The sequence below is a fragment of the Nibribacter koreensis genome (assembly GCF_039541795.1).
In the GTDB taxonomy this organism is placed as follows: Bacteria; Bacteroidota; Bacteroidia; order Cytophagales; family Hymenobacteraceae; genus Nibribacter; species Nibribacter koreensis.
In genome coordinates, this window is record NZ_BAABGX010000003.1 from 159503 (window position 1) to 185486 (window position 25984).

23 protein-coding genes are annotated in these 25984 nt (G+C 48.2%); 18 read left to right on the plus strand and 5 right to left on the minus strand.

The window, feature by feature from the left end:
* Window positions 1-6 precede the first annotated feature (6 nt).
* From ABD880_RS16165 to ABD880_RS16180, 4 genes are all read left to right on the plus strand, one after another.
* Window positions 7-1431 (plus strand): RagB/SusD family nutrient uptake outer membrane protein, encoded by a 1425-nt coding sequence (locus ABD880_RS16165; RefSeq protein WP_345168407.1) that lies wholly within the window; start codon window positions 7-9, stop codon window positions 1429-1431.
* 19 nt (window positions 1432-1450) lie between these two features.
* Window positions 1451-1942, plus strand: coding sequence for a hypothetical protein (locus ABD880_RS16170; RefSeq protein WP_345168410.1), 492 nt, complete (start codon window positions 1451-1453; stop codon window positions 1940-1942).
* Between the two features lie 109 nt (window positions 1943-2051).
* Window positions 2052-3719 carry an amidase gene (locus ABD880_RS16175; protein ID WP_345168411.1) on the plus strand — a complete coding sequence of 556 codons (1668 nt, stop codon included), beginning with the start codon at window positions 2052-2054 and terminating at the stop codon, window positions 3717-3719.
* Window positions 3720-3760: 41 nt separating this feature from the next.
* On the plus strand, window positions 3761-6148 hold the full coding sequence (locus ABD880_RS16180) for a S9 family peptidase (protein WP_345168412.1): 2388 nt from the start codon (window positions 3761-3763) through the stop codon (window positions 6146-6148).
* A gap of 95 nt (window positions 6149-6243) precedes the next feature.
* On the opposite strand, the gene ABD880_RS16185 is transcribed toward ABD880_RS16180, so the two are convergent.
* On the minus strand, window positions 6244-7059 hold the full coding sequence (locus ABD880_RS16185) for a phosphatase PAP2 family protein (protein WP_345168415.1): 816 nt from the start codon (window positions 7057-7059) through the stop codon (window positions 6244-6246).
* 276 nt (window positions 7060-7335) lie between these two features.
* On the opposite strand from ABD880_RS16185, the gene metK reads away from it, so the two are divergent.
* Window positions 7336-8640 (plus strand): methionine adenosyltransferase, encoded by a 1305-nt coding sequence (metK, locus tag ABD880_RS16190; RefSeq protein ID WP_345168417.1) that lies wholly within the window; start codon window positions 7336-7338, stop codon window positions 8638-8640.
* A gap of 85 nt (window positions 8641-8725) precedes the next feature.
* Here metK and hpf read toward each other — a convergent pair whose 3' ends face one another.
* The 4 genes from hpf to ABD880_RS16210 all read right to left on the minus strand — a co-directional run bounded on the left by hpf (window position 8726) and on the right by ABD880_RS16210 (window position 11419).
* Window positions 8726-9025, minus strand: coding sequence for a ribosome hibernation-promoting factor, HPF/YfiA family (hpf, locus tag ABD880_RS16195; RefSeq protein WP_345168418.1), 300 nt, complete (start codon window positions 9023-9025; stop codon window positions 8726-8728).
* A gap of 24 nt (window positions 9026-9049) precedes the next feature.
* A complete protein-coding gene (locus tag ABD880_RS16200) occupies window positions 9050-9928 on the minus strand; it encodes a tyrosine-type recombinase/integrase (protein ID WP_345168421.1) in 879 nt (292 codons plus the stop codon).
* 74 nt (window positions 9929-10002) lie between these two features.
* The gene (gene rpsU / locus ABD880_RS16205; RefSeq protein WP_345168424.1) at window positions 10003-10197 is read right to left on the minus strand and encodes a 30S ribosomal protein S21; all 195 of its coding nucleotides are present in this window, start codon (window positions 10195-10197) and stop codon (window positions 10003-10005) included.
* Window positions 10198-10279: 82 nt separating this feature from the next.
* Window positions 10280-11419, minus strand: a complete 1140-nt coding sequence (locus ABD880_RS16210; protein WP_345168426.1) for an acyl-CoA dehydrogenase — start codon at window positions 11417-11419, stop codon at window positions 10280-10282.
* Window positions 11420-11716: 297 nt separating this feature from the next.
* Between ABD880_RS16210 and ABD880_RS16215 the strand changes: the two genes are divergently transcribed.
* The 13 genes from ABD880_RS16215 (at window position 11717) to uvrB (ending at window position 25827) form a co-directional block, all read left to right on the plus strand.
* Complete coding sequence (locus tag ABD880_RS16215; protein WP_345168427.1) at window positions 11717-12529, plus strand: polysaccharide biosynthesis/export family protein; 813 nt, start codon at window positions 11717-11719, stop codon at window positions 12527-12529.
* Window positions 12530-12540: 11 nt separating this feature from the next.
* Complete coding sequence (locus ABD880_RS16220; RefSeq protein ID WP_345168430.1) at window positions 12541-14976, plus strand: GumC family protein; 2436 nt, start codon at window positions 12541-12543, stop codon at window positions 14974-14976.
* 4 nt (window positions 14977-14980) lie between these two features.
* Window positions 14981-15736, plus strand: a complete 756-nt coding sequence (locus ABD880_RS16225; protein WP_345168432.1) for a tyrosine-protein phosphatase — start codon at window positions 14981-14983, stop codon at window positions 15734-15736.
* A gap of 9 nt (window positions 15737-15745) precedes the next feature.
* Window positions 15746-16729, plus strand: coding sequence for an NAD-dependent epimerase/dehydratase family protein (locus tag ABD880_RS16230; RefSeq protein WP_345168433.1), 984 nt, complete (start codon window positions 15746-15748; stop codon window positions 16727-16729).
* 66 nt (window positions 16730-16795) lie between these two features.
* Window positions 16796-18196, plus strand: a complete 1401-nt coding sequence (locus ABD880_RS16235) for a tetratricopeptide repeat protein (RefSeq protein WP_345168436.1) — start codon at window positions 16796-16798, stop codon at window positions 18194-18196.
* An 8-nt stretch (window positions 18197-18204) separates the two neighbouring features.
* Window positions 18205-18987, plus strand: coding sequence for a phosphosulfolactate synthase (locus ABD880_RS16240; protein ID WP_345168438.1), 783 nt, complete (start codon window positions 18205-18207; stop codon window positions 18985-18987).
* 25 nt (window positions 18988-19012) lie between these two features.
* Complete coding sequence (locus ABD880_RS16245) at window positions 19013-19660, plus strand: DedA family protein (protein WP_345168441.1); 648 nt, start codon at window positions 19013-19015, stop codon at window positions 19658-19660.
* An 18-nt stretch (window positions 19661-19678) separates the two neighbouring features.
* On the plus strand, window positions 19679-20425 hold the full coding sequence (locus ABD880_RS16250; RefSeq protein WP_345168443.1) for a shikimate dehydrogenase family protein: 747 nt from the start codon (window positions 19679-19681) through the stop codon (window positions 20423-20425).
* 217 nt (window positions 20426-20642) lie between these two features.
* Window positions 20643-21224: an RNA polymerase sigma factor gene (locus tag ABD880_RS16255; protein ID WP_345168445.1), complete on the plus strand. Its 582-nt coding sequence runs from the start codon at window positions 20643-20645 to the stop codon at window positions 21222-21224.
* The gene (locus ABD880_RS16260) at window positions 21199-22872 is read left to right on the plus strand and encodes an outer membrane beta-barrel protein (protein ID WP_345168448.1); all 1674 of its coding nucleotides are present in this window, start codon (window positions 21199-21201) and stop codon (window positions 22870-22872) included. Before ABD880_RS16255 ends, ABD880_RS16260 begins: the two co-directional genes overlap by 26 nt.
* Before the next feature lie 98 nt (window positions 22873-22970).
* Window positions 22971-23201 (plus strand): hypothetical protein, encoded by a 231-nt coding sequence (locus ABD880_RS16265; protein WP_345168451.1) that lies wholly within the window; start codon window positions 22971-22973, stop codon window positions 23199-23201.
* A gap of 45 nt (window positions 23202-23246) precedes the next feature.
* Entirely contained in the window at window positions 23247-23603 is a 357-nt protein-coding gene (locus tag ABD880_RS16270; protein WP_345168453.1) for a hypothetical protein, read from the plus strand.
* Between the two features lie 190 nt (window positions 23604-23793).
* Entirely contained in the window at window positions 23794-25827 is a 2034-nt protein-coding gene (uvrB, locus tag ABD880_RS16275) for an excinuclease ABC subunit UvrB (RefSeq protein ID WP_345168456.1), read from the plus strand.
* The last annotated feature ends 157 nt before the right edge of the window (window positions 25828-25984 follow it).

Here is a 25984-nt window from a genome sequence, read left to right on the forward strand (position 1 = left end):
AAATATATGATTGCTGTTCTAATGGGAGCCACTGCGCTTTCTGTTAGTTCCTGCGATGACCTTCTAGAAACCGCACCAAGACAATCTATTGCCCTAGACACTGGATTGACTGATATCACAGGCGTAAGAGCTCTTTTGATTGGTGTGTATGACCGCTTGCAAGTAAACACTTACTATGGCGCCCAGATGATGCTGGCCCCAGACGTGATGGCAGATAACTTGCGTCAGACGGCTTCTAACTCTAACCGCTACACGTTCTTCCAGAACAATAGCTTTGGTACCCAGCTGAATAGATGGGCCGGTAACTATGGTGCCATCAATGATACTAACTTGATTATTGAGGCAATTGCCAATAACACAGATCCAACAGTGACGGCGGCAGAAAAAGCCAGAATTACCGCAGAAGCTAAGTTCTTAAGAGCCTTGTTGTATCATGATTTAGTAAGAATTTACGGATATGAGCCAGGTAAAGAAGTAGGTGGTTTCAATGCAGGGGTAATCCTTCGTTTAGAGCCAGTTACGCTAAAGTCTGAGGCTGATTTCAAAGCAAGAGCTACTAACGCAGAAGTTTATGCTCAAATTGAGAAAGACTTGACAGATGCTATTGCAGGGTTTACAACTTCTAACCAGACTAGCTGGTTTAGAGGTAACAAGGCTGCTGCTGAGGCTTTGATGGCTCGTGTTTCTCTTTATCAGGCCAAGTGGCAACAAGCTCTTGATTTCTCTAACACAGCTATTGCAACTGCTGCAGCACGTAGCAAAGGGTTAGTGTCAGCTGCCAACTATGCTGCTGCTTGGACTACCTTGCCAAACCCAGAGTCTTTGTTTGAATTGAATTACGTACAAGCAACTGAAACCTTGGGTGCTAATGAGTCCCTGAACTCATTAACTTCAGACACCTACGTTGGTGCTTGGCGAGACATCGTGCCTACCAACACATTGTTTAACCTGTATGAGGTGAATGATGTACGTAGAGCCATGTTCTACACTGCTACTAAAGGTAGTGAGGCAGTAAGATTCAACAAGAAGTTTGCTGGTAACCAAGGTGTGTTCACAGACAACATTCCAATTATCCGTCTTTCTGAAGTGCATTTAATCAAGGCAGAGGCAGAAGCTGAGTTAGCTGCTGGAACTGAAGTTTCTGTAGCAGGTCTTGCTACTTTGAACAATTTGCGTTCTAGAAGAGATGCATCACCAGTGGTTGCTCTTACAAAAGCTGATTTGATTAACGCTATCTTGGTAGAGCGTAGATTAGAATTAGTGTATGAAGGACACCGCTTCTTTGACTTGAAGCGTCGCGGTCTTGATATTGTGAAGGATCCACAAGTTGCAGCTGTTAACATTCCTTACACAGACCCAAGAGTATTAGCGCCAATCCCTGCGGCTGAAGTAAACCTCAACTCTAAGTTGAAGCAAAACCCAGGTTATTAATTCTTTAATTGACAGATTCATGAAAAATAAATTTATAATCGGTTCACTTTTCGCTTTGGCGATTGGCTTTACCTCTTGCGATCTTGAGGAAGAAGACAAGTCTTATGATGGACCTTTACAAGTAGAATACGATTCTTCTCCAGCTTCAGCGTACAGAAAAAGCTTTACACTGAGCGGACCAACCAGAAGAGACAGCTTTAAAGTGCAGTTGATTGGACCTCACCAGTCTGAGGCTATCAATGGTACTTACAAAGTAGACCCTAACGCTAAGAAAATCACAGACCCTAATAACACCAATCCTCTTTTGGATAATGCGGTTGAAGGTACTGACTTTACGTTGGTAGATGGTGGAAAATACACTATTCCAGCCAACTCTAGCTTTGGTTATGTTAAGTATATCATGGTTAAACCAAGCGACGGAAGAACTAAGGTTTTAGGGTTAGAACTGCTTGACACTGATAAAGTGAAGGCAGCTGTTAACTACAAAACTGCTACTGCAACTTTTAAATAAGTCAACGGCTTATTCCAACTAAAAAAGCGGATACCCATTAAGGGTATCCGCTTTTTTTATGTAGAATACCATATCTTTAAGAACAAGAACTCTTTAAGCTGGATTAGATATGTTCAAGAAAGTTTCACTCTACTCCTTTCTGGCTCTTTTAATATTCACTACCGGTGCCTTCTTTGGCAAGCAGGTACAAATGGAGAAGATAACCGTTCCCATGGTACAAGGCGCTCAGAAGTTGCTAGGCCTATCCTTCACGCCTGCCCAGATAGATACTGCGTTGGCAGAATTAACGGATCTGCGTAATGGTTACACACGCCTGCGCGAAGTTAAAGTAGAGAACAGCGTGCCACCGGCGTTGCAGTTCAACCCGATTCCAATAGGCTTCCAGTTTGGCCGGGAGAAGGAGAAGTTCAAGGTGTCCTCCATAGAGAAGGTGAGTCTGCCTGCTAATAGAGAAGACCTGGCGTTCTACTCAGTGAGAGAGCTAGCAGACCTCTTAAGGAATAAGAAAATCACCTCGCTGGAATTAACGCAGTTCTTCTTAGAGCGATTGAAACGATACAATACCCAATTACACTGCGTTACCTCTTTTACCGAAGACCTGGCCTTGCAACAAGCCAGACAAGCTGACGCTGAGATTAAAGCCGGCAAATACAAAGGATTATTGCACGGCATACCGTTTGGCGTGAAAGATTTGTTAAGCACCAAAGGTTATAAAACCACGTGGGGATCTGTGCCCTACAAAGACCAAGTGCTTGAGGAAGACGCAACGGTTGTCACCAAGCTAAGAGAAGCCGGTGCCGTGCTGGTGGCCAAGATGACCCTGGGCGAATTAGCCATGGGCGATGTCTGGTACGGGGGCAAGACCCGGACGCCATGGGATGTGACCAGAGGCTCTAGCGGTTCCTCAGCGGGATCTGCCTCTGCAGTAGCGGCTGGATTGTTACCCTTTGCCATAGGTACAGAAACACTTGGTTCTATTGTGTCACCGTCCAATGCATGTGGTACTACTGGATTACGTCCTACCTATGGCCGCGTGAGCCGCCACGGGGCTATGGCCCTAAGTTGGTCCATGGATAAGATTGGTCCCATTGCCAGAACGGTAGAAGACTGCGCCATTGTGTTCAATGCCATCTATGGCCCAGATGGCAAAGACCAAACGGTGTACGGGGCACCTTTCAACTACAACGCCAAGCAAGACCTTAAGAAACTCAGAATTGGGTACTTGAAAAGTGATTTTGAGCGCAATTACCCTACCAAAGCCCAGGACCAGGCTACCTTAGAGGCCCTTAGAAAAGCGGGACATGAGTTAATTCCCATTGAGTTACCTAAGATACCGGTGAACGATTTGGTGATGACCATTTCTGTAGAGGGAGCCACGGCTTTTGATGAGATTACCCGCAACAACAAGGTAGCCGACATGGTCAACCAGGATAAGAACGCCTGGCCCAACACGTTTAGAAGCGCCCGGTTCATCCCCGCGGTAGAGTACCTGCAGGCCCAGCGCGTGCGTTACCAGCTTATTCAGGAAATGCACAAGATGATGGAGCAGGTAGATGTGTACGTGTCTCCGTCATTTGCCAGCAGTAACCTGGTGGTGACCAATTTGACGGGGCATCCCTGCGTGGTGGTCCCAAACGGGTTTAACGCCCGCAACCTGCCCACTACCATCACCTTTATTGGCAAGTTGTTTGGTGAGGCAGACTTGTTGGCCTTTGCTAAAGCTTACCAGGACGGGACAGACTTTCACAAGAAGCACCCGGCGGCTTTCTTAAAATAGTAATTTCATTTTTGACTTATTTTCCATAAAACAGCCTAAAAATGCGTTTCATCAAGACAGCATTGGCGGTTAGCGCCTCCTTATTGTTTCCGTTGGTTTCGGGTTTCGCCCAGAGCAAGCCTGAACTTACGGTAGAGAAAATCATGCGGGACCCTGCCCAATGGATAGGGACCTCGCCCAGCAACATTCAGTGGGCCGAAAGCGGCAAGCAGGTCTATTTCATGTGGAACCCCGAGAAGGCCAGACAGGACTCTCTCTATGTGGTAGACACGGGCTCCAAGAAAATCAGCAAAGTCTCTAAAGCCGCCAGGTTGGCCATGCCTTCGCAAGGCGGCACCTACAACAGACAGCGCACCCAACGGGTCTATGAAAAGGCCGGCGACGTCTATTTGCTGGACATGAAAACCGGCAAGAGCCGCCAAATCACGGCTACGGCAGACAGAGAGTCTTCGCCGTCTTTCACAGCAGATGAACAGCGCGTTGCGTATCTCAAGGACGGCAACCTGTATACCTGGAACATCAGCAACGGGCAGGTAAAACAGCTCACAGACTTTAGAAGAGGCCGCAAGCCGGTAGACCCAAGCCAGACCCGTGACAAGCAGGAGCTTTTCTTGCGCGAGCAACAACTGGACTTGTTGCAGATTGTGAAGAAGCGCGAGGAGGACCGCCGGAACCAACAACTGGCCCAGCGCGAGATGACCCGCAACAAACCCAAGGAAATTTACACCGAGGACAAGTCTGTTGACAACATCACCCTAAGCCCAGACGAAAAATTCATTACCTACCGTCTCACTACCAGACCCGCCAATAGTAAAATAGCGCAGGTACCCAACTTTGTGACGGCCTCTGGCTACACCGAAGACATTCCCACCAGAACCAAAGTGGGCGCGGTGCAGGCCACCTATGAGATGGGCGTGTATGATGTAAAAGCAGATACTACTTACCTGGTGTCCTTTAAAGGTTTGACAGGTTTGCAGGAAAAGCCGGTTTATCAGAGAGAAAATCAAAAGCCAGGGACAGACACTGAGAAAGCCGCTGCCGCTGAGGCATCGCGCAGAGTGTTGATGTTCGGGCCGTATTATTCCACAGACGGCAAACATGGCGTCTTGGTGATTAGATCTGCAGACAACAAAGACCGCTGGATTGCCTCTTTTGACCCAGCCACCAGAACCGTGAAGACGTTGGACCGCCAGCGCGACGAGGCTTGGGTAAACGGCTTCGGGCCGGGCGTGATTGGCTGGATGCCGGATAACAAACGCATCTATTTCACCTCAGAAGAAACTGGGTATGCCCACTTGTATACGCTGGATGTTGAGACGGGCAAGAAAACGGCTTTGACCAGCGGCAAATATGAGGTAATAGGCGTTCAGATGTCAAAGGACCAGAAGAACTGGTACCTCACCACCAACCAGGTGCACCCCGGGGAGCAGCACTTCTACCGTCTGCCTTTGAACGGCGGCAGAGCCGAGCAGATCACCCGCATGACGGGGGCGCATGAAGTCACCATGTCACCAGATGAGAAGACCCTGGCCGTACGCTATTCTTACTCCAACAAGCCCTGGGAGCTGTTCTTGATGGACAACAAGCCGGGCGCTAAGCCAGTGCAGATCACCAATTCCCTCACCGAAGAATTCAAGGCCTATCCATGGCGCGAGCCAGAGGTGATTACCTACAAGGCAGCTGATGGTGCTGATGTGCACGCCCGCTTGTATAAGCCGGCCAACGGCGTATCTAACGGACCGGCGGTTATCTTTGTGCACGGGGCCGGTTACCTGCAGAACGCGCACAAGTGGTGGAGCACCTATTTTAGAGAATACATGTTCCACAACCTATTGGTAGATAAAGGCTATACCGTCTTAGACATTGACTACCGCGGAAGCGCCGGCTACGGCCGTGACTGGCGCACGGGCATCTACCGTCATATGGGTGGCAAAGACCTGAGTGATCACGTAGACGGCGCCAAGTTGTTAGCCGAGAAGTACAACGTAGACCCTAAGCGCATTGGCATCTACGGCGGTTCTTACGGTGGTTTCATTACGCTCATGGCCATGTTTACGCAACCAGACGTATTTGCCGCCGGAGCCGCCTTGCGCTCCGTAACTGACTGGTCTCACTACAACCACGGCTACACGTCTAACATCTTAAATGAGCCACAGGCAGACAGCCTGGCGTACACGCGCAGTTCGCCCATCTACTTCGCCGAAGGATTGAAGGGTGCTTTGCTCATGTGCCACGGCATGGTAGACACCAACGTGCACTTCCAGGATATCGTGCGGCTGTCACAACGCTTAATTGAGCTAGGCAAGGATAATTGGGAGTTGGCGGTGTACCCAGTAGAAGACCACGGCTTTGTGGAGCCCTCCAGCTGGACAGATGAATACAAACGCATCCTCAAACTCTTTGAGACCAATCTGCAGCCCAAAAAGTAAAAACGAAGAGGCCAGACACTGCAGTGTCTGGCCTCTTCGTTTTTGGCTTATTTTCCAGAAATCAGACCAAAAACGGCCTTACTGAAAATGATTTCTTAGAACTTGTACTGAAGCGCAACGCCTTCTACAGACTCGCCCTGCATCGGAATGGCGGTGGGAGCAATAGACAGGTTGCTGTTGGTCTTATGTAACTGTGGTACCAAAATACCCACGGCGGCACCAACGCCATAGCCAATAAGGTTGTCACTTAAAAAGTGCTTTCCGGCTTCTAGTCTCAGGTAGCCAACGGCAGCTGGTACCAAGGCTGCTCCTGCCCATACAAACGGTCTGGCCGGTGAGTCTGGGTTGTAGTCATGGAATACCTTGGCCGTGAAGAAAGACATGGTAGACACGGCGGCGGTATGACCGGCAAAGAAGGAGTTCTGCGCATTGGCTCTTATCTTTTCACTTAAAGGAACGGCGCCAGACTTGTCATACACCAACGGCCTGGCTCTAGGGAAGGCGGCAGAGCTCATAGTGAACAAAGCACCCGTCACAGACATGGTCTCAACATACAAGGCAAACATCTGGCCCGCGTTCTGAGAAATGTCTTGGTCAAACAACAAGAGGGCAGGCGCGGCAATGGAGCTGTACATCATGATGTCACTTACTTTTTTGGCGCTGGTGCTATGGTTGCCGGCCGCAAAACGGTCAAAGCTATTCACAGAGCTCTTGTTTAGGTCCATGGCCTCCTGCTCTGTAAAAGGATCTTTTTGCTGCATCAGGTACAAGCCCAGTCCGCTCAAGCCCATTCCTACGGCAGTAATGGGTGCATCTTTCTTAAAAGACATTTTATAAGGAGAGGAGGACTGCCCAAAGGATTGCGTAAGAGTGGCTATTGCTAAGACAAGGGTACAAATGTGTCGTTTCATAAGAATATAGGTAAATAGAAATTCTAAAATTGTTGCTTGTGAAACGGGCAAGTCGGCAAAAGGTTTAAGGGGGCTGCAATATGATTGAATGTCGTTTTTGGTCTATTTTCTGGAAAACAGGCCAAAAACGAACGAGTCGTGCCCAAGTATCTTCCAGTGAGCGGGTATTTATCCCTCAAGTTTTTGCATCTCCATCATTTAGAGTAATTTTGCCCTCCTGTGGCTTGGCTCTTATGGCTTAGCCGCAACCCAACGTAGTATTTTAATCTTTTAGAGATGCCATATCTTTTTACTTCTGAGTCGGTTTCTGAGGGTCACCCAGACAAAGTAGCCGATCAAATCTCTGACGCCCTGTTAGATGAGTTTTTAAAGCAAGACCCCCAATCAAAGGTTGCCTGTGAGACATTGGTAACCACTGGTTTGGTGGTATTGAGCGGCGAGGTGAAGTCCCATGCCTATGTAGACGTACAGAAAGTGGCCCGTGAGGTAATCCGCCGCATTGGCTATACCAAGTCTGAATATAAATTTGACGCTGAGGCCTGCGGTGTGATCTCTGCCATTCACGAGCAGTCTGGTGACATCAACCAGGGCGTAGAGCGCGAGAACCCAGAAGACCAGGGCGCCGGCGACCAAGGCATGATGTTCGGTTACGCCACCAGCGAAACCGACAGCTACATGCCATTGGCCCTTGAAATCTCCCACTTGTTGTTGAAAGAGCTGGCCGCCATCCGGAAAGAAGGCAAAGAAATGACCTATCTGCGTCCAGATGCTAAGTCTCAGGTAACCATCCGGTACTCAGACAACCACGTGCCAGAGAAGATTGACACCATTGTCATCTCTACCCAGCATGATGAGTTTGAACTGTCTGACGCCAATGACCGCGCGGCCTCTAAGCAAGCCGAAGCCAATATGGTAGCCCGCATTAAGGAAGACGTACTGAACATCCTGTTGCCCCGCGTGAAGAGCAAATTGCCGCAGCGCACCGCAGACCTGTTTGCAGATGACATCACCTACCACATCAACCCAACGGGTAAGTTTGTGATTGGTGGTCCGCACGGTGACACGGGTTTGACCGGTCGTAAGATCATTGTAGACACCTACGGCGGAAAAGGTGCCCACGGTGGTGGGGCTTTCTCTGGCAAAGACTCTTCTAAAGTAGACCGCTCTGCGGCCTACGCGGCCAGACACATTGCCAAGAACCTGGTAGCCGCTGGCGTAGCAGAACAAGTATTGGTGCAGGTGGCCTATGCTATTGGCGTGGCAGAGCCGGTGGGCTTGTACGTGACCACATACGGCACTACCAAAGTGAAAGGCGCTAACGGCGAGGTGATGACGGATGGTGAGATTGCCAACAAGGTGAACGAGCTGTTTGAAATGCGCCCGTATGACATCATCAAGCGCTTCGGATTGCAGAATCCTATCTTCTCTGAGACGGCTGCTTACGGGCATATGGGTCGCGAAGCCGGTGTTAAGAAGGTTGAATACACCGTGAACGGAACCACAGAGGTACGTGAGTTTGAGACCTTCACGTGGGAGAAGCTAGACTACGTGGATAAAATCAAAGCGGCCTTTACTCTATAGTAAGTCGTTTTTGACCTGTTGTAACGAAAAGAGCCCCAAAACGGGGCTCTTTTTTTATGGTCAATGCGTAAAGCGTTGCGGCTACTTAGTGCGTGGCCAGCTTCTCTTTATGTTTGATCAATTGCTTCTTCATGTCTTCCACACACTTATCAGTAGCGGTTTCAAAGCTGTTGGCCTCTTCTTTGCAGAAAAGCGTGGCGCCTGGTACAAACAGTTTTACTTCTACTAGCTTATTGTCATGTGACTCTGGCTTAGATACGCGCAGGATCACCTCGCCACTGATCACTCTATCATAAAAGGTTTCTAGCTTATCTAGCTTCTTCTGGATAAAGTCTAATAGGCTTTGGTCGGCATTGAAGTGCACGGATTGAATTTGCAGTTTCATAGTTTACTTCTTTAGTGGTACTTGTTACGCTTTAGGATGAGCCTTCTCAAAGACGGCTTTGAGTTGCTCAATGGAATTATGGGTATACACCTGTGTGGCCGCCAAACTAGAGTGGCCCAACAGATCCTTGATGGCTCCCAAATCTGCCCCTCTGTTTAATAAGTGCGTGGCAAAGGAGTGACGCAACACATGCGGACTGTTCTTGGATGACGTAGAAACGGTGCTCATGTATTTTTTCACTACCCGGTACACATACTTTGGATAGAGCGGGAGTCCTTTATCGGTAACGAATAGATGAGTAGAATTGTTATCAGTGCTATGCGCGCGTCTCATTTCTAAAAACCTACCCAAGGCCTCTTTGATGGATGAATTCAGGGGCAAGATACGCTCTTTGTTTCCCTTACCCAGTACCTTAATTGTGCCCTCCAGATGATTTACATCATTGACTTTTAAACCTATGAGTTCTGATAGACGCATGCCGGTGCCGTACAGCAACTCCAGAATGAGCCGCTCGGTGTGGCCTTTCAAGTCGTCTGAAAAATCGCCTTGGTCTAATAATTGGGTGAAAGCATCTTCTGGGATAAACGCCGGAAGCTTTTTGGCTAGCTTGGGTGCTTTAATCCTAAGGGTGGGATTTTGCTCCACCTCGCCGCGGTTCAATAAGAACTTGAAGTAGGAGCGCAGGGAGGCAATCTTGCGGTGGACAGTACGGCTGTCCAGGTCTTTCTGCACCAAGGCCACTACCCAGGAACGGATGATGGCATGGTCTGCCTTGCTAATATCTGTGAGCTCGTAGGTCTCCTTTAGATATTCTTGAAACTGGTAAAGGTCTGTCTGGTAAGAGGTAACGGTGTGTGGGCTAAACCGTTTCTCGTACTGCAGGTACTTAAAAAATAATTCCATAAATCAGTAAACGACTCAGAAGTAAGTCTGTCTACTAATTTATGGAATTACCTCGTAGGTTGTATGGATAAAGCCTAGTAGTTATCTGTCGCGAACAATTGTTGCTTGTAGATAGCTCTTTCTTTTTGCTTTCTCTGTCTGATAGAAGGCTTCAGGAAGAAAGTTCTAGCGCGTAGTTCTTTCAATACACCAGTTCTCTCAAATTTCTTTTTGAATCTTTTTAAGGCTTTGTCTACAGACTCGTTATCCTTTACGTTTACGATAATCATATTATAGATTGAGTTTAAAGTCAATTGTTTTAAGGACTGCAAAGATATTTACAAAATATCTGACTGTCAATACCTGCGGCAATTATTTTAATACGGCTCTGGAAATAACCAGTTTCTGTATCTCTGAAGTTCCTTCACCAATAGTGCACAGCTTAGAATCACGGTAATACTTTTCTGCCGGGTAGTCTTTGGTGTAGCCGTAACCGCCAAAAATCTGCACACCTTCATTGGCCACGCGCACGCACACCTCAGAGGCATACAATTTAGCCATGGCAGACTCCTTGTTTACGTTCTCACCACGGTTCTTCATGGCGGCAGAGCGATAGGTCAATAAGGCAGCTGCTTCAATTTCTGTGGCCATGTCTGCCAGCTTAAAGGCAATGCCTTGGAACTGAGAGATAGGCTTGTTGAACTGGTGACGCTCTTTAGAATAGGCCAAAGCCGCTTCATAGGCACCTTGCGCAATTCCTAAGCTTAAGGCGGCAATAGAGATTCTACCACCGTCCAATACTTTCATGGATTGGATAAAGCCATCACCTACTTTGCCTAATACATTCTCATTTGGTACGCGGCAGTCCTGGAAAATAAGTTCTGTGGTCTCAGAGGCGCGCATGCCTAGTTTGTCTTCCTTGCGTCCGGCGGTAAAACCTTCGGTTGGTTTCTCAATTACAAAGGCCGTCATGCCATGAGAGTCACCCACCTCGCCGGTTCTGGCAATCACCACCGCAATGTTGCTGGACTTGCCGTGCGTGATGAAGTTCTTGGCGCCGTTCAGTACCCAGTGGTCCCCATCTCTTACCGCTACGGTTTTCATGTTGCCGGCGTCAGAACCTGTGTTGGGCTCGGTTAGGCCCCAAGCGCCAATCCACTCGGCGGTGGCTAGTTTAGGCAACCACTTGCGTTTCTGCTCTTCGTTGCCAAACTGCAGAATGTGGCCGGTGCACAATGAGTTATGGGCTGCCATGGACAATCCAATAGATCCGTCAATCTTAGACAATTCTGCAATGGCAGTCACGTATTCTAAATAGCCAAATCCTGCTCCACCGTATTCCTGCGGTACCAGCACGCCCATTAACCCAAGCTCGCCTAGTTTTTTGAAGACATGCACCGGGAACTCTTGTGACTCGTCCCATTTCATCATGTCTGGTTTAATGTTTTTGGCGCCAAAATCACGGATCATTTCCGCAATCATCTGCTGGTTTTCATTGTAGGTGAGCTGCATAATATATAGTACAGATTTGGAGTTTTATGAAATAAGGGTGTTAGTTACGAATTTTTAGGATGCAAAGCTAACGTAAGTTAGTTTTTAACTTGCTCTGAGATGAATGATTAGAAGAATAAAGGTTTTTCAACCAAGCACAACTTTTTTAAGGTATTGCAGTACGCATGAGCGGAAGACATGTGCGTTTTTGGCGTACCCGTTACTTTTGCCTTTCTTTGTAGTTAGGTCTTACGGTTGCGCATTGCGTGCACTTGTTCATTATGACCGCTTTTATTACTAAATCCACTGCCTTTATCCATGCTAAAATTCTTATTGAGATTACTGCCTGTGTTTGCGCTCTTGCAGCTTACCGGGTGTAACGTCTACCGGCAGAACATCATGTTTCAGACAGATGGCAATGTGAATGCAGATGTTTTGAGAGCTTCTGCCGCAGAGGCTAGTAAGAATTACCGCGTGCAACCAAATGATATCCTAGAGATTAAGATTTTCACCAATAAGGGAGAGCTTCTGGTAGATCCTAACAACTTCTTGAGACAGGAACTGACCAGTGGTTCTGGAAGAGGTGGAGGAGGTGTGCAGCAAGGGCGGCAAGTAGAAGACCCTGAGTATGTGGTGCTCCCCAACGGTGAGGTGAAGGTACCCATGGTGGGCTATATAAAAGTAGACGGTCTTACTGTTTCTCAGGTAGATAGTGTGTTGCAAACCCAATTCGAAACTTATTATAAGGAGACGTATGTTTACACAAAAGTAGTAAGCAGACGGGTGGTAGTTTTAGGTGCAACGGGGGGTAAAGTCATCCCTTTGAACAATGAAAGCATGCACTTGGTTGAGGTGGTGGCGCTGGCAGGAGGTATCCCAGATAATGGTAAGGCGCATAACATCCGTCTAATCAGGAATGTGGCATCAGATAACCCCAGTGTTGAGATTATAGATTTATCTACCGTGCAAGGTTTGCAGAGAGCCAATATTTGGGTGCAGCCTAATGACGTTATTTATGTAGAGCCCGTGCGTAGGGTCTTCAATGAGTCTTTAAGGGACGCTTTGACAGTACTTGGTGCCCTCTCCAACATACTTACTACCTATTTGGTAATACAGAACTTACTTAATTAAAAAAGGATTTCATGAGTGTGAAAACAGGCAATAATCTGGATGAACTGGATTATCACACGAGTAATGCAGATATAGAAGAAGAGGATAGTGGTTCAAGCATTGATTTAGTAACGCTTTGGCATGTGGTCCGGAGGAGCATTCCCTGGGTTGTCTTGCTCGTCCTTCTGGGTTTAACAGGTTCTTATCTTTTTCTTAGATATACCAAAAAAGTTTATGAGTCGTCCTCAGTTATAAAGCTGGAGGAGCAGACGGAGGCTAAGGTATTGGAACTTCCTGGAGCAGGTATGGAATCTGACCTAGGTAAGTTGCAGGGTGAAGTAGACTTGATTAAGTCTGACCTAGTGTATGACCGGCTCAAGAAAAACATGCCTCTGCAAGTGAGTTACCATGTAGAGGCAAGGATCCTTGAGGTTGAATTATACAATGAGAGCCCATTTAGGATTGCCTTTGATTCTTCAAAGTTCAATCTGTATGACCAAAAAATATACGTCAGCTTTGATTCTAAAAACCGCTATACCATCCAGATCGGTGAAGAAGGTGAAAAATCAGCTGTGCAGACTGTGGGGGCTCCTTTCACGTTGGCAGGTAACAGCTTAAATGTATACACCAACCCAAGATTTAATGCCAATCATATTGGAGAGTCTTTCTTCTTTATTGTCCATAGTAACCAAGCCTTAAAAAGCTACCTTAATCAAAACCTGACAGTAGCAGTTCTAAATCCTGAGGCCAAGACCATCTCTATTTCTTTTAAAGAATTCAATAGAGAGAAGGCCCGTGATGTGGTAAACAAGATTGACACTGTTTACCTAGAGCAGAAATTAGCTAGAAGCAACCAGGCCAGTCAGCAAACCATAGATTTCCTTTCTGATCAGTTGCAGGAGACGCAAGATAACTTGCAGAAGGCTGAAATTGATATGGAGTATTTTGTAAAGCAAAATAAGTCCTATGACGTTAAAGCCGGCTTGGAAGGGGCGATGACCCAAATCCAGGAATTGGAGAAGCAGAAGTATGAGTTGCGCTTTAGAAATTCTTTGCTGGCAGATATACAGCAAAGGATAAGAAAAGACGATGATTTAAGTCTTGTCATTTCCAGTTTACAAGTACAGGAGCAGCAAGACCCTCAGCTCACCCAATTGCTTACTGAATTAAACGACCTACAGGCGCAGCGCAGAAAGGTATTAACCACCACAAGAGGGAATACGCTGTCTGTGGAGTTATTGGATCAACAGATAAAGTTTTCTCAAGACAAAATTACCTCCCTTTTAAAAGAGGGTAGAGACTACCTACAGGATCAGATTTCAAACATTGATAAGAATAAATCTCTATTAACTGGCCAGATTATGCAAATGCCGTCTAAGGAGACGGAGCGGGCCAGGTTGATTAGAATCTTGGGCATTTATGAGAAGTTCTATTTGCTTCTAATGGAGAAACGGGTTGAGTTTGGCATTTCTATGGCCGGTACTATCCCAGACTTCCAGATTCTGTCACCGGCTAGTTTGCCTAATGAGTCCAATCCCATTTATCCGAATAGGATGATCATCTATGCTATTGGCATTGCAGGTGGCTTGTTTTTTGGGATAGCCCTAATTGGTGCGCGCTACTTGATGCACAATACCGTGACGAGTGTGCGGGAGTTGGAACGAAACACGAGTGCTCCTGTTCTGGGGGTTATACCGTCTTACAGCAAAGAGAAGATGCCGGTTTCTAAGCTGGTTGTGAATCAGAACCCAAAATCTGCCCTCAGCGAGTCCATTAGGTCTATTAGAACCAACTTGGACTTTTTGAGCTCTGCCAAGAAAAAACGCCTTATCTCAGTAACCTCAACCATAAGTGGAGAGGGGAAGACTTTTGTGGCAACCAACTTGGGGGGGATTATAGCCATGTCTGGTCAGAAAGTGATTCTACTAGATTTGGATATGCGCAAGCCCAAGGTACACATTGCCTTGGATGGAGAAAATATCAAAGGGATGAGCACCATCCTTATTGAGAAGCACACCATCTTAGAGTCAACGCAAAGGACATCTATTGAGAACTTAGATTTTATCTCGGCGGGGCCAACGCCTCCCAATCCATCTGAGCTGATCATGGGCCAAAGGTTTGATGATATCCTGCAGGAGTTGCACCAAGAATATGATGTGATTCTAATTGATAGTCCGCCGGTAGGGTTGGTGACGGACGGTATCTTGATTATGCGCAAGGCAGACATTCCTTTGTTTATTGTACGCGCCAACTACTCTAAGAAAGCCTTCTTGAAAGGTGTGGATAGAGTCATGAAAACCAACCATCTGTCCAACATGGCCACTATCCTGAATGATGCGCCAAGCACCAACATGTATGGGTATTCTTATGGTTACGGCTATGGCTACGGCTACGGGTATGGTTACGGGTATTATGAGGAGGAAGAGAAGCCTACCATGACAAGCCGTATTAAATCAATGTTCAAATAAGGGTATGTGGAATCCACTGCGTGGCTTTAGGCAGAAAGCAAAGGAACCTGCAATAACGTCTTATGCTAGTTTGGTGACAGACATGCACTCGCATTTGCTTCCGGGCATTGATGACGGTTCTAGCTGTGTGGAGGATTCTATCCAGATGATGGAGAAGTTGCAGCAACTTGGGTTTAAGAAGCTGTGCATGACCCCTCACATCATGGGCGATTTTTTCAAGAATACTCCGGAGGGTATCAGAGAAAAACTACTTGAGCTGCAGGATGCGTCGCAGAAGGGGGGACTGAACTTAGAACTCTCATGCGCTGCGGAGTATTATCTGGATGAATGGTTCATGGCCAAGTTGGAGGAAGGGCAGGAATTGCTTTCGTTTGGCGGAGATAAGAAATACCTGTTGCTGGAAACGTCCTATATCAATGAACCTGCCCATTTACGGCAAGCCATCTTTTCATTGAAGGCCGCTGGTTTTATGCCAGTCTTGGCTCACCCAGAGCGGTATACTTATTTTTATGGCCGACTGGAAGAGCTGCTAAGCCTGCGGGATTTGGGCGTGTTGTTTCAGGTGAACACTAACTCCATCAATGGATATTATTCTAAAGGCGCGAGGATGGTGGCAGAGCAGTTGATTAAAAAAGGAGCGGTAGAGTTTCTAGGAACAGACACGCACTCCATGCGTCATCTAAGAGCGTTGGAAAGTACCTTGACGGATCCGCTTTTAGCGCAGGCGCTAAAATTACCCTTGCTTAACGCCACGCTCTAATTCCATTCGTTGAAAAAAGCACTCGTAACCGGAGGTAGTGGCTTGATTGGCCAGTTTCTACTGCAACAGTTGCAGGTGGCAGGGTATGAAGTCATAGCATTGTACAGAAACACCCCTCCATCTCATGAAGCAATAGGTCTTAAGTGGGTGGAAGGAGATGTATTAGACCCACTGCTTTTGCATTCCCTGGTGAAGGAGGTAGAGGAGGTTTACCATTGCGCCGGCTTTGTGTCCTACTCTCCCCAAGACGCAAATGTAATGCAGCAGATAAACGTGGAGGGTACTGCTAATATTGTGGATGCCTGTCTGCAATTCCCTGAGGTGAAGCTGTGCCACGTAAGCTCCATTGCCGCCATCAACAGAAAAAAAGGAGACAGTGTCATCACAGAAGAAGCCAAGTGGGACCCCAACGAGGAGCGCTCTGTTTACGCATTTTCAAAATATGCGGCAGAGGTAGAAGTCTGGCGAGGCATCTCAGAAGGATTGAAGGCAGTCATTGTGAACCCTGCTATTGTGCTGGGACCGGCAGACTGGAAAAGAAGCAGTACGCAACTGTTCAAATACGCTTGGGATGAACATGCCTTTTATACCGCAGGATACGCTAACTTTGTAGACGTGAGGGATGTTGTGCAGGCCATGACCCTTTTAATGCAAGGCGATCACTGGGGTAGACGGTTTATTCTGAATGCCCACCAAATCACGTACCAAGAGTTTTTTCAGCGCGTAGCTACTTGTTTTACTAAGAAGCCTCCAACCATCAAGGTGTCCAATTGGTTAACAGAAGTAATATGGCGCGCCGAAGCCCTAAGAGGAAAACTAATCGGTAGCAGGCCGCTTATCACCAAAGAAACCGCCCGGGTTGCCAAGGAGAAACACTTTTACAGCAACGCAAAAATTAAAGAGGCGCTAGGGTTTGAGTTTAGGCCATTAGAGGACACCTTGGCCTGGTGCTGTCAATCCTTGCAAAACAGAATAGAAAAGGCAGTCGCCTAATAGAAACATTGTCGTGTGATTAGAGAGGAGCATAGAAGCCTGTGCCCACGTTGAGACTTATTTTAGATGAACGATAATTTTGATGAGCTTTCTGGGGAGGAGCTAGACTTGATTGCCAAGTTTGAGCAAATGCTGGAAACCAATGGATCTGCATTCTTTGATCTTTCAGATTTTGAGACCATTATAGACCATTACGCCAATAATTTTAACTATGCGCAGGCCCTAAAGGCGTGCGACGTGGCCATTGAACAATACCCATTCTCTACCGAAATCTTAGTAGACAAGGCACAGGTGCTAGCCATGCTAGGCGCCTTTGATGAGGCGCTGTCCATTGTAGAAGACGTCACCCAAATAAACCCAGACTCAGCAGACATTCCTTTGACCAAAGGCATCATCTTCAACCAGAAGGGTGACTTTGGCGCCGCTATAGATTATTTTAAGCAGGCGGCAGAGCTGATTGAGGATCGGGATGACATTTATTTTAACATAGGGCTGTCTTATCAAAGCTGGGGCAAGTTTAAGGCCGCACTTAAGTACTACAAGAAGTGCCTCAAGCTAAACATGGAGAATGAGCTGGCTTTGCAGGAATTACTCTATTGTATAGAGATTACCGGTGAAGGCGAGAACACAGTACCCTTCTTTCAGGAGTTTGTAGACGCAGATCCTTATTCACCCATGGCTTGGTTTAATCTGGGCTTGGTGTATGGACGCATTGCAGACTATGAGAAAGCGGTAGGTGCCTATGAGTACGCTACGCTGATCAAGCCAGATTTCCCGGCGGCGTATGTGAACCTGGCCAACAGCTTTGTGTACTTAGGCGAGTTTACCAAGGCTATTGAGGCCTTTATGCTGGCCATTGAGCACTCAGAACCCAATGCCGACATCTACTGCAACGTGGGCGAGTGTTATGAAAAATTGTCCCAGTGGAACCTGTCGCATAAATACTATCAGAAAGCCATTGACCTGGCACCTGACATGGACGAGGCCTGGTTTGGGATTGGCGTCATCTTGGACCTGCAAGGCAAATGGATGGAGGCGGTGCATTACTACCGCAAAGCCATTTCTTTTTATAGCGAGAACCCAGACTACTGGATGGCGCTGGCCGCCGCCGAGTACCAGATGGGCAACATCATCTCCAGCGTAGAGGCTTATGAACAGGCTAGCGTCCTGGCTCCTCAAAATAAGGACATCTGGTTGAACTGGTCCATTATTTTATATGAGCAGGGCAATTATGAAGGGGCCGCAGATCTTTTAATGAACGCCGTAGAACTGCAACCAGATGAAGCAGAGCTATATTACCGGTTGTGTGCCTACTGCCTGGCCGCAGGAAAATACAAACAAGCGTATAATTATTTGGAAAATGCTCTAATTTTGGACTTCGATAAGCATAAGCTTCTATTCGACTTCTTTCCTGAACTGGAGTCACAGAGAGCCTTGGCCCGTCTGATTGACCAGTACCGTAAATAGCATTTCTAATGAATTACCATCTTTCCCACTTACCAGAACGCACTGCTAAACCTAGAGAGAGCGGCTTCACCATGGCCATGGACAAAGGTCTGAGCGTGCGCGAAGTAGAAAACTTTGTAGAAGTTGCCGGTGAGTACACAGACATAGTAAAGCTTGGCTGGGCCACGTCTTTTGTAACGCCCAATCTAGAAAAAAAGCTAGAAGTTTATAGAGCCGCCGGTATACCGGTATATTTTGGTGGTACGCTGTTTGAGGCGTTCATCGTTCGGGACCAGTTTGATGACTACCGCAGAATGCTGGACAAGTTCCAGCTGACCTTTGCCGAGGTCTCTGACGGTTCCATTGAGATGGACCACGGCAAGAAATGCGAATACATCAGGACGCTGTCTGAGCAAGTGACCGTTCTTTCTGAGGTGGGTTCTAAGGACGCGGAGAAGATCATCCCGCCGTACAAGTGGATCAAACTTATGCAGGATGAACTGGACGCCGGTGCCTGGAAGGTCATTGGCGAGTCTAGAGAAGCGGGCAACGTGGGCCTTTTTAGATCTACCGGCGAGGTGCGCAGCGGTCTGGTGGAAGAGATCCTGACCAAGATTCCGTTTGAGAAAATCATTTGGGAAGCTCCGCAAAAGGCACAGCAAGTGTTCTTTATCAAACTTTTGGGCTCAAACGTAAATCTGGGCAATATATCACCTAATGAGATCATTCCATTAGAAACCATTAGGTTAGGCTTGCGCGGCGACACGTTCACCCATTTCATTGACAAAACATTGCTAGACAAGCTGGTTTAGTCATTCAACTTTATAAGTTATCCCCATGGAGCTCCTCCATCAGTTTATTGACCTGTTTCTGCACCTAGACAAACACCTGAGCCAGATCATTTCTGACTACGGTACCTGGACGTATGCCATCTTGTTCCTGATCATCTTCGTGGAGACAGGAATTGTAATTATGCCCTTTCTGCCAGGCGACTCGCTGTTATTTGCGGCTGGGGCGTTTGCGGCCACTGGGGTACTTAACGTTTGGTACCTCTTGGTGCTGTTGTTTGTGGCGGCATTCTTGGGTGATACGCTCAATTACCTGATTGGAGACTATTTTGGACCCAGGGTGTTCAGGAAGGACTACCGTTTTCTCAAAAAGGAATACCTGATGAAGACCCAGGCCTATTATGAGAAGCACGGTGGTAAGACCATCATCTTCGCGCGCTTTATCCCCATCATCAGGACGTTTGCGCCCTTTGTGGCCGGCGTGGGCACCATGAAGTATGGCAAGTTCCTGTCTTATAATATCATTGGCGGCATCCTGTGGGTGGTGGGTTTTGTGATGGCGGGCTTCCTGTTCGGGAATATTCCGGCAGTTAAGAAAAACTTCACCATGGTGATTTTTGGCATCATCCTCATCTCCATCCTTCCGCCCATCTATGAGATTCTGAAGCAGAAATTTGGCAAGCAGACTGTCAAGTAATCAGGATAGCAACAAGAAGTGGAGCAGGTAGAGCATCTATACGGCCTGATAGGCTATAAACTTAGCCATTCGTTTTCTAAAGGCTACTTCACAGACAAATTCAAGGCAGAGGGCATTGACAACAGTGCTTATCAATTGTTTGAGCTGGATTCCATTGCAGAGCTGCCTGGGCTCATTCAAACGCATCCTAATCTGCGCGGCCTCAACGTCACCATTCCGTATAAAGAGGCCGTCCTTCCTTTTCTTGATGAATTGTCGCCGGCAGCGGCTGAGATTGGGGCTGTCAACGTCATCAAATTTGACCAAGGCAGACTGATTGGCCACAATTCAGACTACCAAGGGTTCATGCAGTCCCTGCAGGGTTTCTATCCGTGCCATTCGCAGTCTAAAGCCTTGGTACTGGGTACAGGTGGTGCGGCCAAAGCAGTCATGGCTGCGTTGGGGTACCTCAACATCTCTTATCAAGTAGTATCCAGAGAGAGAAGACCGGGCATGCTCACGTACCAGGACTTGACGCCCAGCTTAATGGCGGCCGTCTCTTTGATTGTGAACGCATCGCCGGTAGGTACCTTCCCCAATGACCAAGAGGCACCGGCCATCCCGTATGACTTGCTTTCTATGCATCATTACCTGTATGATCTGGTGTACAACCCGCCCGTGACAGAGTTCATGAAGCGTGGCAAGGCCATGGGTGCCAAGACGATCAACGGCTATGAGATGCTATGTCTGCAGGCAGAAGTGGCCTGGCAGATCTGGAACAGCTAAACGCCTTTCGTTTTTAGGCTATTTTCCAGAAAACAGGCCGAAAACGCTTCTTCTTTTTATTTTCTATGTAGTAGGCACAGCCAGTTTCTGCCATTCTGAGTGATAGCGCTAGGTTTCAGCTGATATAAAATAGTCTTTTTCTTTGGCTATCTTTGGCGTGCAACCTTTTATGGTAAAAAGGACTCTTCTTACTAGAAGCCCCCACACCACCCAACCCTTGAAACTTAAGCCTGCCAAAGACCTCTCAGAAGAGGACCTGATCAAAGGTGCCGTAGCCGGGAAAAGAGAGGCGCAGCACCAGTTGTACCAGCGGTACGCAGGCAAGATGCTGGCCGTGAGTAAACGCTACGCCCGCACTGATTTTGAGGCCGAGGATATTTTGCAGGACGCCTTTTTGAAGGTGTTCACCTACCTCAAGAATTTTAAAGGGGAGTGTCCGCTGGAGTTCTGGGTCAAGCGCATAGTCATCAACACGGCGCTCAAGCACCAGCACAGCAATAGGCACCTAACGGTGACAGACCAGGAGGAGGAATGGGACGAGGCTTCTGAACAGGAAAATTTTGACAGCCAGCACGGATATGAAGAACTGTTGCAATTGGTAAGGGAACTGCCGCCGCGCTACCAGGCGGTCTTTAACTTGTATGCCATTGAAGGCTTTTCGCACAAAGAGATTGGCGAAATGCTGGACATTACAGAAAGTACCTCTAAGTCTCAATATTCCCGGGCCCGCGCCAGCTTGCGCCAGGCCCTGCAGAATTTAGAAAACCAATACCATGAAAGAGTCATCGGGAGAGGATAACAAACGGAACCGCCGCGTGGAGGACGTCTTTCGCGACGGCTTTGAGGGCGCGCAGGTGCCCCCGCCGGCACGGCTATGGGACAACCTGGACCAGGCCCTGGAAAACCAGGAGCTGAAGCACTACCGTACGCAAGCCTTTTGGTACCGCTCTGTAGCAGCTGCCTGTCTGTTGCTGTTGTTGACCGCCGGCGCCTACCTGTGGCAACAAGACCAGAGCCTTTTTGGCACTAATGAAGGGCACCTGGCCAAGGCTCCGGCTGCTAAGTCTACCCCATCAGAAGGTGCCTCTGGCGTCAATCAAAATGCTATAAATAAGTCAGGCGAAGAGGAAAGCACGAAGGAGTCTTCCGTTTTTGGCTCAAATCCTGGAAAACAGGCCAAAAACGAAATGGCCAGCCACCAATCCGTAGAGAGAACTACCAACAGCCTGCCTTCTAGACAAGAAGATAAAAAGCAGTCCCGTCCGTTAAGTGCAGAGACTGGGCGCATGGCTAATAGCCAGGAGAAGATAAACACTGGTGCTGTTACTTTAGGGAGCAGGGGAGAAGCCAACCCTGCGGCATTGGCTATTTCAGCTACTAATCCTAAGGCTGACGGTGCAGGCAAAGCAGCGGAAGCAGCCATCAGGAATGACGAATCTTCCTCCATGGCATCTGCCTCAGTCATGGCATTGGAGTCTTTTAAAACTAATTCTTCCCTTGCAACTACCAAGGCCGGCACAGCTGTTTCTGCAGACTCATTGATGAACACTAGAGTAGCCACCGTTCTGTACCAAGGAGAGGGAAATAACCTGCAGATGGCCAAGGTGGACGTAGAGCCAACGCCTGCGCTACCAGAAGAGAAGAAGAAGACCACGCTAAAAGGCTGGATGGTTTCTCTTTCCTACACGCCCCTGTACGCCTACGCACCCATTGCCGTGGCCGAGGCCCCCAGCCGCGAAGGCATAAGAATGTCTGCAGAGCAACAGCAAATGTACGAGCAGTATGACCAAGCCTTGCAAGAGTACCGCGAAAGCTATTCACCTGCCTATTCTTACAGTGCTAAGCTAGGTGCCGGGTACCAGTTAAATGATCATTGGCAAATAGAGACGGGCTTTTTGTATGGTCATAACGAGGCCACTACTACTCATTCGTTCCTCATTACCAAGGCTGACAACGTCATGAGAATCAACTCTGCAGTGCCGCGTGTGAACAGACCAGAGCCCATTGTCAAGGTGGCCTTTGAGCCAGAACTGGTGAATAACCTGGAGGCCGTAACGCCCACAGAGCGGTATCAAACCAAGTACAAGTACCAGCAGATTGGGGTTCCGTTGCGCATTGCCTACCATAAAAGCATTAGCAAGGTGTTTGCCTTTGTCTCAGGCGGGGTGAACCTGAACCTGCTGCTCAACAACCGTATTGAGTCTGACAACCAAGACGTGCAGGCCAAGCGCTACCATTACAAAGATGAGGCCTCACCGTTTAGAGCCTGGCAGTGGGCGGCGGCTACCTCTGCGGGAATTGGCTACCAGGTGAACCGTAAAATGAGCCTGACGGTGGCCCCCGAGCTTACCTATTCTTTTTCATCTGCGTTAAAGGAAAGTCAGACGCAGGCAGACCCTTACCAGGTGGGGGTGAGCATTGGTGGTAAATACCGACTTTCTAAATAACAATTTATCATAGAAGCCATACAATTTCGGCTACCGCTATAGGGGTCTTTGAAGGATAAGTGGTCTTATAGGTACAAGTGGAAAGATCAATGAGAGTAATGCGTAAACAACAGCCAGATACTATCTTTTTCTCTAAAGTGGCCCGCACCTGGGTTCTGCTTTTCTCAGTGCCGCTGTACATTGGCAGCACCGTGCTTTGGATGAAAGAGGAGATAAAGCAGGTGTTAGCCCAAGAGCCAGCCTCACAACAGCTCATGGTTTCTTTGAAAGAACAAGTGAAGAAAACGACCCAGCCAGAGAACCTACAACAGTCGTTTATCCTGCCCTAGCCAAAGACGACCCGAAACCTTAACCTGTTGCAACCCAATTTTTTTATGTCAATTTCCCTTAGAGGCATCTGTCTTCTTCTGGCCACTGCTTTGCTGTCTGGTGGTTGCAAGGAGGAAGAAGTAAGCCCTGTTTGTTATGAGGCCATCGTTAAAGACCAAGGCTGCGGTACTACGTTGGCTATCTTAAACAAAGAGGCGGCTTCTATTTTTGATACCCAAGCCAAAGGCGATACCGTTTTTGTAAGCACCTTTCATTTGCCGGTCAAATACCAGGTTAGGGACAAACGGCTGTACGTGACGGTGGCACCAGCCTCTAAAGAAGAAGAACAGATTTGCCACGGCATCTATGTGCTGTACCCCAAAGCTAAAATCATCAACGTGCAGGAAACGCCCTGCTCTTAGAATATTGGTTCTCTCAAAAGAGCTATTGGTCCTATGTTTACATTTTTGGAAAGCGTCGTTTCATAGAAGCGGCGCTTTTTTACGTATGTCTTTCAGGACTTAAAAAACACTAGTTTATTTAGCATTCGGCTAAACTCTCTGGCCGTGACTGGTGTTATAATACGTTACCTTTGACCGTATTTCAGAACGCATGAAGTTTCAACTAACGTCAGAATTCAAACCCACCGGCGACCAGCCCCGCGCCATAGGCCAACTCACAGACGGCCTGCGCAACGGGGAGCACGCCCAGGTATTGCTAGGCGCCACCGGTACGGGTAAAACCTTTACCGTGGCCAACGTGATTCAGGAGGTGCAGAAGCCCACGCTGGTGCTGTGTCACAATAAAACCCTGGCCGCCCAGCTGTACGGTGAGTTCAAGCAATTCTTCCCTAATAACGCCGTAGAGTATTTCATCTCTTACTATGACTACTATCAGCCCGAGGCTTACATCGCTTCCTCTGATGTGTTCATTGAAAAGGATTTGGCCATCAACGAAGAGATTGAGAAGCTGCGTCTGCATGCCACGTCTGCGCTGCTTTCGGGACGGAGGGATGTGATTGTGGTGGCCTCGGTGTCTTGTATCTATGGTATTGGCAATCCAGAGGAGTTCGGGAAGAACGTTATTCCGCTGGCGGCGGGCATGAAGGTGAGTCGCAACAACCTACTCTACCAGTTCGTGTCCATTTTATATAGCCGCACCGAGATTGAGTTCACCCGTGGAACGTTCCGGGTGAAAGGCGATACCGTGGACATCTACCCGGCCTACGCCGACTTTGCCTACCGCATCTATTTCTGGGGCGATGAGATTGAGTCCATCCAGCGCATTGATCCAGAGTCTGGCAAGAAGATAGCCGATGAGGAGAGCATCTCGCTATTCCCGGCCAACCTCTTCGTGACGGGCAAAGACACCTTGAACCAAGCCATTCATGAAATCCAGTATGACATGGTGGCCCAACACGAGTACTTCCTGAAAGAAGGCCGCGACAATGAAGCCAAGCGCATTAAGGAGCGGACGGAGTTTGACCTGGAGATGATTCGGGAGCTAGGGTATTGTTCTGGTATTGAGAACTACTCCCGCTACTTTGACCGCAGGGAGCCTGGGGCCCGACCATTCTGCTTGCTGGATTATTTCCCGGATGACTTCCTGATGGTTATTGACGAGAGTCACGCCACCTTGCCGCAGGTACGTGCCATGTGGGGCGGTGACCGTTCGCGCAAGACGGCCTTGGTAGAGTATGGCTTTAGATTACCGGCCGCCATGGACAACCGCCCGCTCACCTTCAATGAGTTTGAGAGCGTGATGCACCAAGTCATCTTTGTGAGTGCCACGCCAGGTGACTATGAGATTCAGAAATCTGAGGGTGTGATTGTGGAGCAGATTATTAGGCCTACGGGCTTGCTGGACCCTGAGATTGAAATCAGACCGAGCCAGAACCAGATAGATGATTTACTGGACGAGGTAGACAATCGCATCAAAAAGGGAGACCGCGTGCTGGTGACCACCCTGACCAAACGCATGGCCGAAGAGCTTTGCAAGTACATGGAGCGCCTCAACATCAAGGTCAAATACATTCATTCAGAGGTGAAGTCTCTGGAGCGCGTGGAGATTCTGCGCGAACTGCGTCTGGGCGTGATTGATGTGTTGATTGGCGTAAACTTGCTGCGCGAAGGTCTGGATTTACCAGAGGTGAGTTTGGTGGCTATTCTTGACACCGACAAAGAAGGCTTCCTGCGGGACCAGCGTTCCTTGATTCAGACCATCGGCCGCGCCGCGCGTAACGAGAACGGTAAGGTGCTTATGTACGCCGATAGAATCACTGGTTCTATGCAACGCGCCATTGATGAGACCAACCGGCGCCGAGCCACGCAGATGGAGTACAACCTGGAGCATGGTATTACGCCTAAGACTATCTTTAAGTCCAAGGAAGCTATCATGGACCAGACTTCGGTGGCAGACTCTAACAAGCGCGAAGCCAAGGCTTATGCCGGCCCAGATGAAAGCCTGATGTCCATTGCCGCGGACCCGGTGGTGCAGTACATGAAGCGCGACGAGTTGGAGAAAGTCATCAAGAAAACCGAGAAGCAGATGGAAGCCGCCGCCAAGGAGCTGGACTTCTTGCAGGCCGCCAAGTTTAGAGATGAACTGGCAGAGCTTCGCAAACTGCTTAAGGCAAAGAGAGACTAATATATTGAACTTTCATTGAAGCCGTTTTTGACCTGTTTTCACCAAAACAGGCCAAAAACGGCTTCTGCTTTGCAAAAGGTTTGTGCTGTAATAGGGGAGAAGTGAGAGAAGTCGGTCTTTGTTGTAGAAAGCGCCATGGCGCGTATTTTACGTGCCT